Genomic DNA, 16,905 nt, shown 5'->3' on the forward strand with positions numbered 1-16,905 from the left:
TATGCAATTGATTCGCTTGCTGTTCGCGTCCGCTCTGCTGTTCACGCTGGTGCCGGTCCAGGCCGACCAGACCGCCTCCGTGCAGCGCCTGACCGGGTTGCTGCAGAAGGCCGAAACCCTGACCGGGCGCTTCTCCCAGCTGTCGCTCGATGGCTCCGGCACCCAGCTGCAGGAAACCTCCGGCGAACTGGCCCTGAAGCGTCCGGGGCAGTTCCGTTGGCACACCGATGAGCCAATGGAGCAATTGCTGGTATCCGACGGCAACAAGGTCTGGCTGTACGACCCGGACCTTGAACAGGTGACCATCCAGACCCTGGATCAGCGACTGACCCATACGCCGGCGCTGCTGCTTTCCGGCGATGTCTCGACCATCAGCGAGAACTTCGAGGTGTCCCACAAGGAGGCAGGCGAGGTGATCGATTTCACCCTCAGGCCCAAGGCCAGGGACACCCTGTTCGACAACCTGCGCCTGTCCTTTCGCAGCGGCGTGATCAATGACATGCAGATGATCGATGGCGTCGGGCAGCGTACCAATATCCTGTTTCACGGCGTCCGGGTGAACGCCCCGCTGGCCGCCGGGCTGTTCAGTTTCGAGATTCCCGAAGGGACCGACGTCATTTCCGAATGATGCCGCTCTGCAGTTCAGTCAACCGATACGGCCTGCTTTTCCGCAGGCCGTTTGCATGAGGGTTTTGCAGCCACGATGGACCTGTTCAGTCGCGATCCCGTCGCTCAACCGCTAGCCGCCCGTCTGCGTGCCGCCAGCCTGGACGAGTATGTCGGACAGGAGCATCTGCTGGCGCGTGGCAAGCCGCTGCGTGAGGCGCTGGAGCAGGGCGCGCTGCACTCGATGGTCTTCTGGGGGCCGCCAGGCGTGGGCAAAACGACCCTGGCACGGCTGCTGGCGAAGGTGTCCGATGCCCATTTCGAGACGGTTTCGGCGGTGCTGGCCGGGGTCAAGGAAATCCGCCAGGCCGTGGAAGTCGCCAAACAGCAGGCGGCCCAGTACGGTCGGCGCACCATTCTGTTCGTCGACGAAGTGCACCGCTTCAACAAGTCCCAGCAGGATGCCTTCCTTCCTTATGTCGAGGACGGCACACTGATCTTTATCGGCGCGACCACCGAAAATCCTTCGTTCGAACTCAACAACGCGCTGCTCTCGCGGGCGCGCGTCTATGTGCTGAAAAGCCTCGACGAGACGGCCCTGCGCAAACTGGTCGCCCGTGCGCTGAACGAGCCTCGGGGGCTGGGGGACCTGCATCTCACACTGCCCGAAGAAAGCTTCCAGATGCTCCTGGTCGCCGCCGATGGCGATGGCCGGCGCCTGCTGAACCTGCTGGAAAATGCGGCGGACCTGGCCGAGGAGGGCGGCGAGATCGGCGTCGAGCTGCTGCAGGACCTGCTCGGCGACGGTCGTCGGCGTTTCGACAAGGGCGGTGAAGCCTTCTACGACCAGATATCCGCCCTGCACAAATCCGTTCGCGGCTCCAACCCCGATGCCTCGCTCTACTGGTTCGCACGGATGCTCGATGGCGGCTGCGATCCGCTTTATATCGCCCGGCGTGTGGTGCGCATGGCCAGCGAGGAGGTTGGCAATGCCGATCCGCGCGCGCTGACGCTCTGTCTCAATGCGTGGGATGTTCAGGAGCGTCTGGGCAGTCCCGAGGGTGAGCTGGCCGTTGCCCAGGCCATTGTCTACCTGGCCTGTGCGCCGAAAAGCAATGCGGTCTATACCGCTTTCAAGGCAGCCATGCGCGATGTGGCGGAGAATGGCTCCCATGAAGTGCCGCTGCATCTGCGCAACGCGCCTACCAAGCTGATGAAGGAGCTGGGCTACGGCCAGCAGTACCGTTACGCCCATGACGAGCCCGATGCCTACGCCGCCGGCGAGGATTACTTCCCCGAGGCCCTGGAGCCGCGCCAGTACTACCACCCGGTGCCGCGCGGGCTGGAAGGCAAGATCCGCGACAAGCTCGAATACCTGGCGCGCCTGGACCGTGAAAGCCCGAAGCAGCGGAGAAAACCGTGATCCGCATGCTGCTCGCTGTAATCTGTGGCGGGGTAGTCGGCACCTTGCTGCGCTTCGCCGTCGCCACCTGGGTCAGCACACAATGGCCTCGGCATTTCTACCTGGCCACGCTGGCGGTGAACCTGCTCGGTTGCCTGCTGATCGGCTACCTGTACGCGACCTTCCTGACGCGCCCGGAAATCTCTCCGGAATTGCGTGCGGCGCTGATCATCGGTTTTCTTGGCGCGCTGACGACCTTTTCCAGCTTTTCCCTGGATGCTCTGCGGCTGCTGGAAAGTGGCCAGGTCGCGACGGCCTTCGGTTACATCGGCAGCAGCGTACTGGGCGGGCTGCTGGCAACCTGGGCCGGGCTAATGCTCGCCAGGTTATGAAGCTGGCCGCTATCGCAGTAAACTCCGCTTCCTCTTCGCCTTTCCTCAAAGCTTTCACAGACGAGACTCACCATGCTTGATTCGAAACTGCTACGCACACAGCTGCAAGACGTTGCCGATCGCTTGGCTACCCGCGGTTATCAGCTGGACGTGGCGCGTATCGAGGCGCTGGAAGCCCAGCGCAAGACCGTGCAGACCCGCACCGAGCAACTCCAGGCCGAGCGCAACGCCCGCTCCAAATCCATCGGTCAGGCCAAGCAGCGCGGTGAGGACATTGCGCCGCTGCTGGCCGATGTCGATCGCATGGCTGCCGCGCTGGACGCCGGCAAACAGGAGCTTGAGGGCCTCCAGGCCGAGCTGGACCAGCTGATGCTGAATCTGCCGAACCTGCCGCACGAGTCGGTGCCGGTGGGCAAGGACGAAGACGAGAATGTCGAAGTACGTCGCTGGGGCACGGCGAAAAACTTCGATTTCCCCGTACAGGATCACGTCGCCCTTGGCGAGCAGCATGGCTGGCTGGATTTCGAGACCGCGGCCAAGTTGTCCGGTGCGCGCTTCGCCCTGATGCGCGGGCCGATCGCCCGCCTGCACCGTGCGCTGGCGCAGTTCATGATCGACCTGCACACCCGCGAGCATGGCTACGAAGAGGCCTACACGCCTTATCTGGTCCAGGCGCCGGCGCTGCAGGGTACTGGTCAGTTGCCCAAGTTCGAGGAAGACCTGTTCAAGATCAGCCGCGAAGGCGAGGCCGATTTTTACCTGATCCCGACCGCTGAAGTCTCGCTGACCAATATCGTTGCCGGCGAAATTCTCGATGCCAGGCAGCTTCCGCTGAAGTTCGTTGCCCACACGCCATGCTTTCGCAGCGAGGCGGGTGCGTCCGGCCGTGATACCCGCGGGATGATTCGCCAGCATCAGTTCGACAAGGTCGAGATGGTGCAGATCGTCGAGCCGAGCCAGTCCTTCGAAGCGCTGGAAAGCCTGACGGCCAACGCCGAGAAGGTGCTGCAATTGCTGGAACTGCCATATCGGCTGCTGGCGCTGTGCACCGGCGATATGGGTTTCAGCGCCACCAAGACCTATGACCTGGAGGTCTGGGTGCCGAGCCAGGAGAAATACCGCGAGATTTCTTCCTGCTCCAACTGCGGCGACTTCCAGGCGCGCCGCATGCAGGCGCGCTACCGCAACCCGGAAACCGGCAAGCCCGAGCTGGTGCATACCCTCAATGGCTCCGGCCTGGCGGTGGGGCGCACCCTGGTCGCGGTGCTGGAAAACTACCAGCAGGCTGATGGCAGCGTTCGCGTGCCCGAAGTGCTCAAACCCTATATGGGCGGTATCGAAGTCATCGGTTAAGGCTAGCTGCAAGAGTGATGGGAGCGGATGTCGCGTGATCGCGGCGTTGCGGCAAAAGGCCCATCCTTGATTTTCGACAGGGGCAGGGCGGCGCTGATCGGCTGTGATGCCCCTATCTTTTTTTTGCTGAAATCAGGATCGAGCCGCATGGATTACCTTCCCCTGTTTCACAACCTCAAGGGCCGCCGGGTGCTGATCGTGGGGGGTGGCGATATTGCCCTGCGCAAGGCGCGGCTGCTGTCCGAAGCGGGCGCGCTGCTGCGCGTGGTGGCCCCTGACATCGGCTCGCAACTGGCCGAGCTGGTGGAGCAGGGTGGCGGGCATACAGTACTTCGCGGCTATGCCGACGGCGACCTGGCCGGTTGCGTGCTGGCCATCGCCGCCACCGATGACGAGCCCCTGAACGCCCGCGTTTCGCAGGATGCCCGTGCGCTCGGCATCCCGGTCAACGTGGTGGATTCGCCAGAGCTGTGCACGGTGATCTTCCCGGCCATCGTCGATCGTTCGCCGCTGGTGATCGCGGTATCCAGTGGTGGCGATGCGCCGGTGCTGGCGCGGCTGATTCGCGCACGGATCGAAACCTGGATTCCCGCTGCTTACGGTCAACTGGCCGGGCTGGCCAAGGCATTCCGTGCCCAGGTCAAAGCGAAATTTTCCGATGTCCAGCAGCGTCGGGTGTTCTGGGAGGAAGTCTTCCAAGGCAATATCGCCGAACAGGCGCTGGCTGGACGTGTCGAAGAGGCCGAGCGGCTGCTGGCAGACAAACTCTCCGGTGCGGCACCCAAGGCGTTGGGCGAGGTGTATCTGGTCGGCGCCGGGCCGGGTGATCCCGATCTGCTGACCTTCCGTGCCCTGCGCCTGATGCAGCAGGCCGATGTGGTGCTCTACGACCGTTTGGTGGCACCGGCCATTCTCGACCTGTGTCGTCGCGATGCGGATCGCATCTACGTGGGCAAGCAGCGCGCCGAGCATGCTCTGCCCCAAGAGCAGATCAACCAGCGGTTGGTCTCTCTGGCCCAAGAGGGCAAGCGGGTGCTGCGCCTCAAGGGCGGAGACCCGTTCATCTTCGGTCGTGGCGGCGAGGAAATTGAAGAGCTGGCCACCCATGGCATTCCCTTCCAGGTGGTGCCGGGCATTACCGCCGCCAGTGGCTGTGCCGCCTATGCCGGCATTCCCTTGACCCATCGCGACCATGCGCAATCGGTGCGTTTCGTCACCGGGCACCTGAAGGATGGCAGTTGCGATCTGCCCTGGTCGGAGCTGGTGGCCTCAAGCCAGACGCTGGTGTTCTACATGGGCTTGGTCGGTTTGCCGTTGATCTGCCAGCAGCTGATCGCTCATGGCCGCGCCGCCGGTACGCCTGTCGCCCTGATTCAGCAGGGCACCACCAGCAACCAGCGGGTGTTTACCGGCACGCTGGCTGATCTGCCCGAACGCATTGCGAACCAGCAGGTGCAGGCGCCGACCCTGATCATCGTTGGCGAGGTGGTGCAGCTGCGGGACAAGCTGGCCTGGTTCGAGGGCAGCGCGCCAGACTGTTGAAAAACTACCTGCGTTGGCAATACTGCGTTAAAAACAGGCTCGGACTGCTCATTTAGACCACTAAACTCCGCGTCCTCGCTTGTTTTTGCCTTGTCTTGCCTGCCTCGCCTACGTTTTTCAACAGTCTGGTATGGGCCTGATAATACAGGCTGCCAGATCTAGACATTCAGCGCGACCAGATGCCCTTGCCCGGCAGCCGTTCACGGTCATGGGCGCGCTCCAGCGCCAGTCGCGGCCCCTTGGGAATGATGCCATTGGCGTTGATCTGGCGATGGCTCGCGTAGTAATGGCTCTTGATATGGGTGAAATCCACGGTTTGTGCGATTTCCGGCCACTGATACAGCTCGCGCAGCCAGTTCGACAGGTTCGGGTAGTCCTCGATACGTCGCAGGTTGCATTTGAAATGGCCGTGGTAAACCGTATCGAAGCGTACGACGGTGGTGAACAGTCGCCAGTCCGCTTCGGTCAGAAACTCACCTGCCAGATAGCGCCGTTGTCCGAGGCGTTGTTCCAGCCAGTCCAGTTCGCTGAAAACCTCGTCGAAGGCGGTTTCGTAGGCCTGCTGCGTGGTGGCGAAGCCTGCACGGTAGACGCCGTTGTTGACGGCTGGATAGATCCGCTCGTTGAGCCTGTCGATCTCGGCGCGTAGCGGCTCGGGATACAGGTCCAGCTTCGAGCCGGTCAGTGCGTCGAAGGCGCTGTTGAAGATGCGGATCAGCTCGGAGGATTCATTGTTGACGATACGCTGTTCCTGCTTGTCCCAGAGCACAGGGACGGTTACCCGGCCCGTGTAGCTCGCATCATCGGCAGTGTAGCGCTGGTGCAGAAACTCCAGCCCGTCGAGGGCATCGCCGCTGGAGCCGGTGCTCTTGTCGAACGTCCAGCCGTGTTCGGCCATCAGCCAACTGACCACGGATACGTCGATCAGCGAATCGAGTTGCTTGAGTTTTCGATAGATCAGTGTGCGGTGCGCCCAGGGACAGGCGAGCGAAACATAGAGGTGAAAGCGCCCGGCTACCGCCTTGACGGCGCGCTGGCCGTCCGGACCAGGCGAGCCGTCAGCGCTTACCCAGCCGCGGCGCTGGGCCTGTTCTCGCTGGAATTCTCCACCATCGCTGCTTTCATACCAGCGGTCGTGCCATTGCCCTTCAACCAGAAGTCCCATGATCGCCTCCTCAATTCGAATCTTGGAGACAGTTTAGGGGGCAAGGTTCGAGCAAAGGGGCGCAATGGCGGATCAAACCCATCGATCAAGCCGATGGGTTTCGCTGTTCCCAGTAGTGCCGGGCCTGCTCGAAAGCTGCCTCGCGGGGCTGCCCGAGACCGCGAAGGGCCAGCGCCATGGTCGCTACGACGGCCAGTTCGCCATAGGCATCTTCGGTGCCGCGCCATACAGCAAGCAGGTGTTGAGGATCGAGTTGTGCGGGTTTTACATGGCGTTGCGCAGAGAGAGCAGGCCAGTCTTCGTCCCAGTTGGTGCCGGCTTCAGTGCCGTAGAGGTGGGCGATGCCGTCCGGGTTGACTTCGATTTCACCACCTTCGCCCTTGATGACGATGCTGGTATCGCCGAGCAGACGACTGGCTTCGCGATGGTTGGCCTGATAACCGGGGTGGAAAATGCTTTGCAGGCCGCAGCGCGCACCCAGTGGGTTGAGGATGCGTGCCAGCGAGTGAATCGGCGAACGCAGACCGAGGATGTTGCGCTGGTCGATCATATGCTGCAGACGGGGCATCCAGGCACCCAGTGGCATGAATGCCAGGTTGCTGCTGTCCAGAGCCGCATTAACAGCAGCCCAGTTGTCGCAGCGGGCGATATCCAGCAGGCCGAGAAGCTGCTCGGTATACAGGCGCCCGGCGGTATGTGCGCCGCCGCCGTGCATCAGAATCCGAACACCATTCTGCGCCAGGCATTTGGCTGCCAGCAGATACCAGGGCAGATGGCGCTTCTTGCCGGCATAGGTCGGCCAGTCAATGTCCGCCGCGATTGCCGGTGCGTGCAGTCGCTCGCGTACGGCCTCGGTGAAGCCGGCAAGCTCTGCGGCGCTTTCTTCCTTGTGTCGCAGCAGCATCAGGAAGGCACCGAGCTGGGTGTCCTCGGCCTTGCCGTCGAGCAGCATGCCCATGGCTTCACGTGCCTCTTCGCGGGTCAGGTCGCGGGCGCCGCGCTTGCCCTTGCCGAGAATGCGCACGAAAACGGCAAAGGGATGTTCGGCAGGCGTGACGATATTCATATGCAATTGCTCGGTTTGGGCAGGCCTGCCAGTTTGGCTGCAAGCTTGGCGGGCGTGCCTAGAAATAGTCGGTTCAGGTGCATGCTGTTGCCCTTGTCGGGGCCGAGCTTGAATGCGACATACCGGATCAGTGGGCGTGTCGCCGGCGAGAGCTGGAATTCCTGGTAGAACTCGCGCAGCAACAGCAGGATTTCCCAGTGTTCGTTTTGCAGATCGAGGCCTTCGGCCCGAGCCAATGCCTGGGCGACAGGTTCGCTCCAGTCTCCCAGATCCAGCAGATAGCCTTCCTGATCGACGGCAATTCTCGCGTCATCCACGACGAGTTCGTTCATAACCAGGCATTGGTCCGTGCGTAGCGACAGCAGAGTTCGACAAAAGCCGGGTAATCGACCTGTTGCAGATGCCTGGGCAAATCCTCCAGCCCGCGTGCGGCAATGTCCTCGTTCAGAGCGAAGAGGGCGATGCCCTCCGGCAGCAGCTCCAGCGCCTGGCGCTGGGCGGTGCCGTGCTGCAGCGCGTAGACGGCGTCGCCGCTGAGCAGCAACCCGTCGCCGGCAGTCAGCAGGCGCAGGCAGCTGGAGAGCCGACTGTCGGCGAAAGGGGAATGTGAAAGCAGGTGCAAGGTGGCCATCAGAGCGTGATCACATGGTCATAGCGATTGATAAGAGCGCCGAGCGCATCGTCGTCCAGCACTTCGACGGGAAGCCCCAGGCTGGCTTCGTCCAGCCCGCGCTCGTCGAGGCTGCGTCTGGCCGCGAACAGCGCTTCGATTCCGAACAGCGGCAGCGCCTGCAGGTTGGCGGTCAGATCCTTCTGCTGTACGGATGTCGCCTGTTGCATCGGCGCCAGCTGGAACACGCCATCATCGAGAAACAGCAGGCCCAGCGGCAGCTCGAAGGCACCGCCGGCCAGCACGATATCCAGCGCCTCGCGGGCCGTGGGGCCGGACCAGGGCGACTGGCGGCTGATGATCAGCATCGAACGGGCCATCAGTGACCTCCAAAGCAGACAAGGCGGTCGGCCTGTTGCGCCGCTTCGTGCAACTGACCCAGCCCGGAAAGCTCCCAGCCCGGCGCGAGATTGGCGGCAGGTCGCCCATGGCGTTTGGCTTCCTGCTCATCCAGCACGCCACGGCGCAGGCCGGCGGCGATGCAGACCACGCCGTCGAGCCCGTGAGCCTGGATAAAGTGACTCCATTGCCCGGCGATATCGAGTTCATCCTGCGCGGCCACGACATTGCCCGAGGCGCTGTGGACGCCATCCTGATACAAAAACAGCCGGACGATCTCGTGCCCACCGGTAAGCACCGCTTCGGCAAAGCGCAATGCGCGCCGCGAGGCGGGGGAGTGGGCCGGGGCATAAAGGGCGATTGCGAATTTCATGAGGCACCTTGTTCAGTGGACGACATGATACGCCAGCTGCAGAAACGAGTAGGGGCGAGGTTGCCCCCACCGTCCTCCAAGACATCGATCCACCACCACCACCACGGCGAGCGCCAGCGCCAGTTACAGCGCTACGCACCATGCCTAGCGCACGACGAAAAGCCCCGGATTTCGATGAGGTCAGGGGCTTTCGATATGGCGCGGCTGATCAATCGCATCGAAGTCTAGGTATGTCGGAGAGGATGAATACGGCAGTACGCGCTGGGTGAAGCGGCTTCTGGCCTAGGGTCTGTTGACGTTTTGCGGTGGGGCATTGAGGAAGAAGAGCAAACCCGCAGAATTGAGGTTCCTACACCAATAACCCTGCGGGTTTGCAATGCCCCGATTAATGCTCAGTGACGAGCTTTGGTCGAAGCTGGAAAAAATTTCTGCTTCAGCAAGCGATTTACCACAAGCCAGATCTGCGGATGACGGTTGAGGGAATGCTCTACCGGATGCGCGTGGGCTGCCCCTGGCGAGATCTGCCCAGCGCCTTCGGATGCTGGAATTCTGTCTACAAACGCTTCAACGCCTGGTCGGCGGCCGGCAAGTGGCTCAAGGTTTTCAACGCCTTGCTCGAGGAGCCTGACTTTGAGTGGGCGTTCATCGACGGCACTTATGTAAAGGCCCATAAGCACAGTGCCGGTGCTGCCAGCGGTCAGCCTGAAGCGATTGGCAAAAGCCGCGCCGGGCAGACCAGCAAGATCCATCTAGCTGTCGATGCGCATGGTTTGCCTGTGGCTTTCGAGATCACCGGAGGCGACATCAACGACTGCACCGCGGCTCCCGAGCTGATTGCACAGTTGCCGTCTGCCGAAGTGATTGTCGCGGACAAAGGCTATGACAGTGAGCGCATCCGTGAACTGATCGAGGTGTTGGGCGCTCGACCGGTGATTCCCAGAAAGCGCAATTCGATCAGGGGCAATGCCGACCTGGATAGGGGCCTGTATCGTTATCGGCATCTGGTCGAGAACGCTTTTGCGCGGCTGAAGCAGTATCGCGCGGTGGCGTTCCGATACGACAAGCTGAAACGCAATTACGAGAGCATGGTAGCCATGGCCTGCGGACTCCTATGGCTACCCATGTGAAACGTCAACAGACCCTAGCGCCAAAGCGGCGCTCTAATGAGCAAGGCGCTGATGCCCAGGCAGCATACAGAAGACGGATAAACCATTTGGAATGGAAGGAAACGGTTAAAAACCGCCTTCCCATTTGTTCCGAGCGGCTAGTGTCCGATGACCACAGCACTAAACTGCATCACAGGCTCCAGATCGGTGTAGTTGCGGATATCTGCAAGAATTTCTTCAGCATTAGGACCGAAGCTTGCCTGAAACGTCTCAAGCGAATCACAGAAGATATGGCACATTGCTATATATGGCGCAGGCACATCCGCCCCCGCCGTAATGCCTCTGTCTACTGTGTAGTAAAGACAGGCTTTGCCCATACGTTCCTGCACCAGCGGCATATGTATGTCGCGGTAGTAGTCCTGATCGAAACGTGCCTCGGGTGTGTTGGGATACATCACGCTGACCTTGATCATGCCTTTCTACTCCTTCATAGGACCTGCAAATTGCGGTCCGATGGCCACAGCTTATGAGAGTCGCAGGGCGCTTGTTTGCTACCTTGGTACACCGCGACTGGTACTTTCTGTCGGATAGCGTAGGGGCGAGGCGATTTACCCAAGCTGAGCCCTACGTCGTCCGATGAGCGCGACGTGTCAGTGAGCATGCCCCATCAGTCAGGTTGTCACCTGTGACCAGCACTTGGGGTATGTGCTGGAAAATGAAAATTGCCATCCAGGCTGATGCTGAGCAATTCATCCTGAACCCAAGCAATACCGCTGCTCAGTCTTCTAAGGAAATCCTGAAGAAGACTTCCCGTTTCTGGTGAAATACGCCGATCCTGTTGCCTGGGTTTTCCGATGAAGCAGATGACCTTTGCCGACGCCGAGTACGCCGGCAAGCGCAAGCAGACCCGTAAGGAGTTGTTCCTGATCGAGATGGATCAGGTGGTGCCGTGGACGGGTTTGATTGCTCTGATCGAGCCGCACTATCCCAAGGGTGAAGGCGGTCGTCCGGCGTATCCGCTGATGGCGATGCTACGCGTACACCTGATGCAGAACTGGTTCGGCTACAGCGATCCGGCGATGGAGGAAGCGTTGTACGAGATCACGATCCTGCGCCAGTTTGCCGGGCTGAGCCTGGAACGCATTCCCGACGAAACCACCATCCTCAACTTCCGTCGCTTGCTGGAGAAACACGAATTGGCGGCTGGGATTCTGGCGGTGATCAATGGTTATCTGGGCGGCCGCGGTTTGTCGTTGCGCCAAGGCACTATCGTCGATGCCACGCTGATCCATGCGCCGAGTTCGACCAAGAATCAGGACGGTAAGCGCGACCCGGAAATGCACCAGACGAAGAAAGGAAACCAGTATTACTTCGGCATGAAGGCCCACATCGGCGCCGATGCCGAGTCCGGCCTGGTGCACAGCGTGGTAGGGACGGCAGCCAACGTTGCAGACGTTACCCAGGTCGACAAGCTGCTGCACGGTGAGGAAAACATGGTGGGTGCCGACGCGGGTTACACCGGCGTCGAGAAGCGCCCGGAACATGAAGGCCGGGAGGTGATCTGGCAGATCGCGGCCCGCCGCAGTACGTACAAGAAGCTGAGTAAGCGCAGCGCGCTGTACAAAGCCAAGCGCAAGATCGAGAAGGCCAAGGCCCAGGTGCGCGCCAAGGTCGAGCACCCGTTCCGGGTGATCAAGCGCCAGTTCGGTTATGTGAAGACACGCTTCCGTGGCCTGGCGAAGAACACGGCGCAGCTGGTGACATTGTTTGCCCTGTCGAACCTGTGGATGGCGCGCCGGCATTTGCTGACGAATACAGGAGAGGTGCGCCTGTAATGTGGGAAATGGCCGCTGAGAGGTGTTCGCGGCGGCTAAAAACTCAGAAATGAGCGGATGACTTGATCGATTTTGGTCGAATCGCCGCTTCTAAAATTGGCAAGGGCAGAAGTCGGCCGGAAACACAGGGCTACTTCAGACCATCCCTAAGGGAGGTATGAAAAAAGCCTCACTCCGGAAACGCAGCCCAGTAGCTGTGCGGTTTACAGACCTGACATTTCGTAAAATTGGCTTTTTAAGAGTTTCCCTGAGGTCCGGTTTTAACCTCAGTACGCCACTCCATGGCACAGCGCGTGATGAATCAATACTTTAGTCTCACTTCTCCCCCGAAGGTTGAGTCGACAGAGCAACCGTCGCTGGACTGTAATTCGAGGGCCAAGAAAGTGCCACAGCTTTGTCCACAAAAGCCCGGCGGCATCGGCTACGTGCCACCTACAATAAAAATGCACGTCGTACTAGCCCATCGCGCTGCGAGAAGCTATAAGCGATTCTAAAAAGAGAGCCCGAGCATGCAAAAGCCCATTGCACCAAAGGATCTTATTAAGTGGTTACCTGGCGAGGTTCTCAGTACCAGCGAAGATCGTGGGTGGAAAGACATAGAGCAACGATCGTATCGGTACATGAAACAGGATGTTCTACTACCACCAATTGATCACTTTATGATCGTCAGTTACTCCACAGGCCACACGCCGATGGACAGGCGTACAGATGACAAATGGAAACGCGCTTACTGCACCCCAGGAGATATTTCTCTACTGACAAACTCTCAGCCATCTCATTGGCACTGGACAGAAGAAATTGACGTTTCACACATATATATTTCAAATGCACTTATGTCACGTGTGGCCATGGATGTCTTGGAGCGCACAATCGAAGATGTTCGGCTTTATGATTTGCTTCACACACAAGACGAAGCATTGACATCCATCGTTAATGCGATCACCAAGGAAACAACGAACCGTGCAATCGGCTGCTCCTTATATGTTGACTCTCTATCAATCCAACTGGCAATTCATCTTCTGCGACATTACGCCAACGTAACCCTTAGAGAAAGGGAGGCTCCAGGCTGTCTATCCCTTCTACAAAAACAGCGCTTGCTTGAGTATATTGACGCCCACCTACAGGGCACTCTACGCGTAGATGACATGGCTGATGCTGTGGGGCTAGGGGCATGGTCATTTTCCAGAAAATTCAGTGAATCCTTTAACTGCTCACCACATACATTTATTACTGAACAGCGTATCGAGAGAGCTAAGCGCATGCTGCACGATGAAAAATTCGCCATTAAAGAGATCGCCTACCTGTGTGGCTTTTCAGACCAGGCGCACTTGACTCGAGTATTGCGCACCAAGCTCGGCATCACTCCGGGACAACTAAGACGCACCGAAAATAGGATTCGTACACTACTCCCCTCTGGAAAGGCCTGAAGTAGCCTCGAATTTTTGGCCGACTTCAGCCCTGCTAATTTTTGAAAGCGGCAAAAACGATCAGCCCCCCCCCGCTAATTTCTATGTTTATAGCCACCGCGAGCACCTCGCGGCGGCTATGCCCCATATTACTCACGGGCGAACCTCTCCTGCATTCGTCAGTAAATGCCTGCGTACTATCCACAGGTTCGACGGCGCGAACAGCGTCACCAGTTATGCCATGTCCTTCGTAGGCCACGGAAACACGTCTTTACATAACCGAACTGATGCGTAATCACCCGTACGTAATAGGTACTGCCGATTCAGTAAGGATGCTCTGAGACAGTCGTCATTCCCGCGCAGGCGCACTACTGTCCGGCACGATTTATGCCGCAAAGAGCTGCCCCTGTCGTCGCTCGATTTCTTGTTTTCGCGCCTGTCGCTGTCGATAACACTCAACCTCTATCCCTGGGCGCTGTAACAAGGTTGAACGCACCGCAACCATGTGCATCCACAGGCTCTTCTTCTCACCTGTCAGCGTCCGATGGAGGCTCAGCAACAGGTAACTGATCAAGGCGCAGAGAATCTGGATACGCACCGCATTCTCACTACGCCCCAGGAACCGCTTGATCTTCAGGTGCTGTTTGATCCACTTGAAGAACAGCTCGATTCGCCAGCGACGGCGGTAAAGCTCTGCAATGCTTGCCGCAGGACTCTCCAGATCGTTGGTCGCCAGGATCAGCGGTCGCTCATGTTCTGGGCGGTGGACAATGATCTGACGCAAAGGCTTGTTGTAGTCATTGAGGCGCTTACCGCCTGGGTAGCGGTGAGTGAAGCGGACGTGTTGGTCTTGCAAAATCACGCCCTGATCGGCTGCGGCAATGGCCTTTGTCTCAAGCACGGTCAGTGCTGCGTTGTACTTGAAACGGGTGACGAAGCGGGCCTGCTGCTCATTCAGACGCGCCCACCAGTTGTAGTCGCAATAGCCTTTGTCGAAGACGTACGTCGCGTGAGGTTCAATATCCAGGCATTGGCCCACCTCGACATCGTTGATATTGGCAGCGCTGAAACGGCAATCTACGGGCTGAGCAGCCTGCTCGGCATACTGCACATGAACTTTTATCCCCTGAGTTCGACGCGTGCGATCCGATAATGTCCAGTCATCGAACCCTGAGCCTTTCAGGGTGATGGACGTCGAATCCAGTAGGTACAGCAGTTCTTGTCCCTCCCGCCGTTGCTGACGACTGGCGCCGCCCATCAAGTATTGCGCCACTTGAGCAAAGACCTCGGAGCTACGCCGGCCATTGGCCTCGGCCAACGTTGAGCGCCGGATCGCAGCCGTCCCCAGGTGATAGTGGTGATTGGACTGACTATTAAAACTGGCCTCAAGCTCACGCAGGCTGCCTGCCCCAGACAGGTGGGCGTAAAGCATCGCAACAAGGTGATCCCAACTGGTGAAGCACCGGCTGTGACGGTCAGTTCCTTGTTGATTGACCAGGCGTTCGAAGACGCCGCGAGGGAGGGCTTTGAGCAGATCGTGGAAACGGCTTATCCTGAACATCTTGTGAAACCTGTGAGATTGAGTTGGCGCTCTACGGTTTAAGCCGTACTCCCAGGTTTCACAAGCCTTTCAGCTTCATCGGCAATATACGTGCCGGACAGTAGTGCGCGCAGGCGGGAATCCAGAAGCGCTGCAGTACTTGGGCTTCTGCCCCACATCTTCGCGGGGGCGGGAGCCACGGCACAAGGCTTTTTCAGGGCTTCCGTAGCGCCAGCAGATCGCTCAGACAGCGGCCTCAACAATCAATCAAAGCCCCTGCCAAATCTTCAATATTTTCACCGTTTTCTTCAAGAACAACTACCCGCTGTGTTGTTAAGGTCTCTCCGTGCTTTGCCGTTTCGCTCTGCTTTAAAAAGTCCGACAGTAAAATTAAATAAACATAATAAAATGAGGTTTAACAATGGGTTCTCTAACGAAAATTAGTCCTGCGTCTTCCACCAGTGATAAAGTAACGCAACTGGATGCAATGGTGATTGGCGCAGGCGTGGCCGGCTTATATCAATTGCATCGCCTTCGCGAGATGGGCTTTAATGTTCGTGCATATGACACTGCCTCAGGTGTCGGCGGTACTTGGTACTGGAATCGCTATCCCGGAGCTCGCTTCGACTCCCAAGCTGAGATATATCAGTACTGGTTCTCGGAAGAATTATATAAATCCTGGCAGCCAACCGAGCGTTTCCCCGCGCAGCCCGAAACCGAAGAGTGGCTGAATTTCGTGGCGGACCGTCTGGATCTCAAAAAAGATATTCAGTTCAACACCCGTATTGTTTCAGCCCACTACTGCGAGGAGCGCGGCCGCTGGAAAGTAACAACCGAGGCCGGCGAAACAATCGACACCCAGTACCTGATCGCCTGCTGCGGCATGCTGTCCGCTCCGCTGACCAATCGCTTCTCCGGCCAAGCTAGCTTCAAGGGTGAGATTTACCACACCGGCCTATGGCCAAAAGAACCAGTGGACTTCAAGGGCAAGCGTGTGGCTGTGGTGGGTACCGGTGCCACCGGCATCCAGGTGATCCAGACCATTGCACCCGAGGTTGGATCGTTAAAGGTCTTTGTGCGTACCCCCCAGTACGTAATTCCAATGAAGAACCCCAAATACGGCAAGGAAGACTGGGAAAAGTGGGGTTCACAGTTCCACCAGCTCAAGAAGCGCGTGCGAGAAACCTTTGCCGGCTTCGATTACGACTTCGGTGCCGGAACCTGGGCTGAGAAGACTCCTGACGAGCGCCGTGCCGTGCTGGAGAACCTATGGGAAGATGGCTCTCTATCACTCTGGCTCGCCTCTTTCCCTGAAATGTTCTTTGATGAGCAGGTAAGTGAAGCGGTTTCTGAGTTCGTGCGCGAAAAGATGCGAAAGCGCCTTCACTTTAAGCCGGAACTTTGCGACCTGCTCATTCCTTCTTCCACCGACTATGGCTTCGGAACTCACCGTGTACCGCTGGAAAACAAGTACCTTGAAGTCTATTTGCAAAATAATGTCGAAGCAGTCGACTGCAAAAAAGCCCCTATTGAGCGAATCGTTCCCGAAGGCATTCAAACAGCAGATGGCAAGGTGCACGAAGTTGACATCATTGTGCTGGCCGTGGGCTTTGACGCTGGCTCCGGCGCACTCAATCGCATCGATATTCGCGGTCGCGATGATCGTTCACTAAAAGAGCAGTGGCAGCAGGAAATCCGTACCTCGATGGGGCTACAGATACACGGTTACCCCAACCTGTTCACCACTGGTGCGCCACTCGCACCGTCCGCCGCGCTCTGCAATATGACTACTTGCCTGCAGCAGCAGGTCGACTGGATAACCGGCTGTATCGACTTTGCAGGCAAGCTAGGCAAGAAAACCATCGAAGCGACCGCCGAGTTTGAAGATCAGTGGGTGCGGCATCACGATGAAGTAGCTTCCGCTACTTTGGTTGTAAAAACTGACTCTTGGTACATGGGGTCAAACGTAGATGGTAAACCGCGTCGCCTTCTATCCTATATCGGCGGTGCAGGCAACTACCACCAGCGTTGTGACCAGATAGCCGCCGAGGGTTATCCTGGCTTTAATATTATTTAGTGTCACATTCACTCGCCCGATAAAACTGTCACG

At 58.6% G+C, this 16,905-nt stretch carries 17 protein-coding genes and 1 pseudogene; 9 read left to right on the forward strand and 9 right to left on the reverse strand.

What is annotated here, in order from left to right; all coding sequences use genetic code 11:
- Position 1 precedes the first annotated feature (1 nt).
- The 5 genes from lolA (at position 2) to cysG (ending at position 5,295) form a co-directional block, all read left to right on the forward strand.
- Complete coding sequence (gene lolA, locus ACYCFC_RS04760; RefSeq protein WP_181086831.1) at positions 2-628, forward strand: outer membrane lipoprotein chaperone LolA; 627 nt, start codon at positions 2-4, stop codon at positions 626-628.
- Between the two features lie 75 nt (positions 629-703).
- Positions 704-2,029, forward strand: a complete 1,326-nt coding sequence (locus ACYCFC_RS04765) for a replication-associated recombination protein A (protein ID WP_459653262.1) — start codon at positions 704-706, stop codon at positions 2,027-2,029.
- A complete protein-coding gene (crcB, locus tag ACYCFC_RS04770) occupies positions 2,026-2,400 on the forward strand; it encodes a fluoride efflux transporter CrcB (protein WP_181086833.1) in 375 nt (124 codons plus the stop codon). The genes ACYCFC_RS04765 and crcB overlap by 4 nt, the downstream gene beginning before the upstream one ends.
- 72 nt (positions 2,401-2,472) lie before the next feature.
- Positions 2,473-3,753, forward strand: coding sequence for a serine--tRNA ligase (gene serS / locus ACYCFC_RS04775; RefSeq protein ID WP_459653263.1), 1,281 nt, complete (start codon positions 2,473-2,475; stop codon positions 3,751-3,753).
- 147 nt (positions 3,754-3,900) lie between these two features.
- Positions 3,901-5,295 carry a siroheme synthase CysG gene (gene cysG, locus ACYCFC_RS04780; protein WP_459653264.1) on the forward strand — a complete coding sequence of 465 codons (1,395 nt, stop codon included), beginning with the start codon at positions 3,901-3,903 and terminating at the stop codon, positions 5,293-5,295.
- Positions 5,296-5,461: 166 nt separating this feature from the next.
- Here cysG and ACYCFC_RS04785 read toward each other — a convergent pair whose 3' ends face one another.
- The 6 genes from ACYCFC_RS04785 to tusD all read right to left on the reverse strand — a co-directional run bounded on the left by ACYCFC_RS04785 (position 5,462) and on the right by tusD (position 8,908).
- Complete coding sequence (locus ACYCFC_RS04785; RefSeq protein ID WP_459653265.1) at positions 5,462-6,460, reverse strand: glutathione S-transferase family protein; 999 nt, start codon at positions 6,458-6,460, stop codon at positions 5,462-5,464.
- 85 nt (positions 6,461-6,545) lie between these two features.
- Positions 6,546-7,526 (reverse strand): glycosyl transferase family protein, encoded by a 981-nt coding sequence (locus ACYCFC_RS04790; RefSeq protein ID WP_459653266.1) that lies wholly within the window; start codon positions 7,524-7,526, stop codon positions 6,546-6,548.
- The gene (locus ACYCFC_RS04795; RefSeq protein ID WP_459653267.1) at positions 7,523-7,858 is read right to left on the reverse strand and encodes a TusE/DsrC/DsvC family sulfur relay protein; all 336 of its coding nucleotides are present in this window, start codon (positions 7,856-7,858) and stop codon (positions 7,523-7,525) included. The genes ACYCFC_RS04790 and ACYCFC_RS04795 overlap by 4 nt, the downstream gene beginning before the upstream one ends.
- Complete coding sequence (tusB, locus tag ACYCFC_RS04800) at positions 7,855-8,157, reverse strand: sulfurtransferase complex subunit TusB (RefSeq protein WP_459653268.1); 303 nt, start codon at positions 8,155-8,157, stop codon at positions 7,855-7,857. Before tusB ends, ACYCFC_RS04795 begins: the two co-directional genes overlap by 4 nt.
- The gene (gene tusC, locus ACYCFC_RS04805) at positions 8,157-8,516 is read right to left on the reverse strand and encodes a sulfurtransferase complex subunit TusC (protein WP_459653269.1); all 360 of its coding nucleotides are present in this window, start codon (positions 8,514-8,516) and stop codon (positions 8,157-8,159) included. Before tusC ends, tusB begins: the two co-directional genes overlap by 1 nt.
- Positions 8,516-8,908 carry a sulfurtransferase complex subunit TusD gene (tusD, locus tag ACYCFC_RS04810; protein ID WP_459653270.1) on the reverse strand — a complete coding sequence of 131 codons (393 nt, stop codon included), beginning with the start codon at positions 8,906-8,908 and terminating at the stop codon, positions 8,516-8,518. The genes tusC and tusD overlap by 1 nt, the downstream gene beginning before the upstream one ends.
- Positions 8,909-9,284: 376 nt before the next feature.
- Here tusD and ACYCFC_RS04815 point away from each other — a divergent pair.
- Positions 9,285-10,035, forward strand: a protein-coding gene (locus tag ACYCFC_RS04815; protein WP_459653271.1) for an IS5 family transposase whose coding sequence is annotated in 2 segments (ribosomal slippage) — positions 9,285-9,335 and positions 9,337-10,035 — 750 coding nt in all. Because the reading frame shifts where the segments join, the coding sequence is not laid out codon by codon here.
- A gap of 137 nt (positions 10,036-10,172) precedes the next feature.
- On the opposite strand, the gene ACYCFC_RS04820 is transcribed toward ACYCFC_RS04815, so the two are convergent.
- The gene (locus ACYCFC_RS04820; RefSeq protein ID WP_181086843.1) at positions 10,173-10,487 is read right to left on the reverse strand and encodes an EthD family reductase; all 315 of its coding nucleotides are present in this window, start codon (positions 10,485-10,487) and stop codon (positions 10,173-10,175) included.
- Between the two features lie 381 nt (positions 10,488-10,868).
- On the opposite strand from ACYCFC_RS04820, the gene ACYCFC_RS04825 reads away from it, so the two are divergent.
- Together ACYCFC_RS04825 and ACYCFC_RS04830 are read left to right on the forward strand one after the other, a co-directional pair.
- The gene (locus ACYCFC_RS04825; RefSeq protein WP_459653272.1) at positions 10,869-11,849 is read left to right on the forward strand and encodes an IS5 family transposase; all 981 of its coding nucleotides are present in this window, start codon (positions 10,869-10,871) and stop codon (positions 11,847-11,849) included.
- A 509-nt stretch (positions 11,850-12,358) separates the two neighbouring features.
- Positions 12,359-13,276, forward strand: a complete 918-nt coding sequence (locus ACYCFC_RS04830) for a helix-turn-helix domain-containing protein (protein ID WP_459653273.1) — start codon at positions 12,359-12,361, stop codon at positions 13,274-13,276.
- A gap of 132 nt (positions 13,277-13,408) precedes the next feature.
- On the opposite strand, the pseudogene ACYCFC_RS04835 reads toward ACYCFC_RS04830, so the two are convergent.
- A pseudogene (locus ACYCFC_RS04835) lies at positions 13,409-13,557 on the reverse strand (IS5/IS1182 family transposase); the annotation flags it as partial.
- A gap of 83 nt (positions 13,558-13,640) precedes the next feature.
- Entirely contained in the window at positions 13,641-14,816 is a 1,176-nt protein-coding gene (locus tag ACYCFC_RS04840) for an IS4 family transposase (protein ID WP_459653274.1), read from the reverse strand.
- A 400-nt stretch (positions 14,817-15,216) separates the two neighbouring features.
- On the opposite strand from ACYCFC_RS04840, the gene ACYCFC_RS04845 reads away from it, so the two are divergent.
- Entirely contained in the window at positions 15,217-16,872 is a 1,656-nt protein-coding gene (locus tag ACYCFC_RS04845) for a flavin-containing monooxygenase (RefSeq protein WP_181086423.1), read from the forward strand.
- Positions 16,873-16,905 lie beyond the last annotated feature (33 nt).

The sequence above is a fragment of the Stutzerimonas sp. NM35 genome (assembly GCF_054604355.1).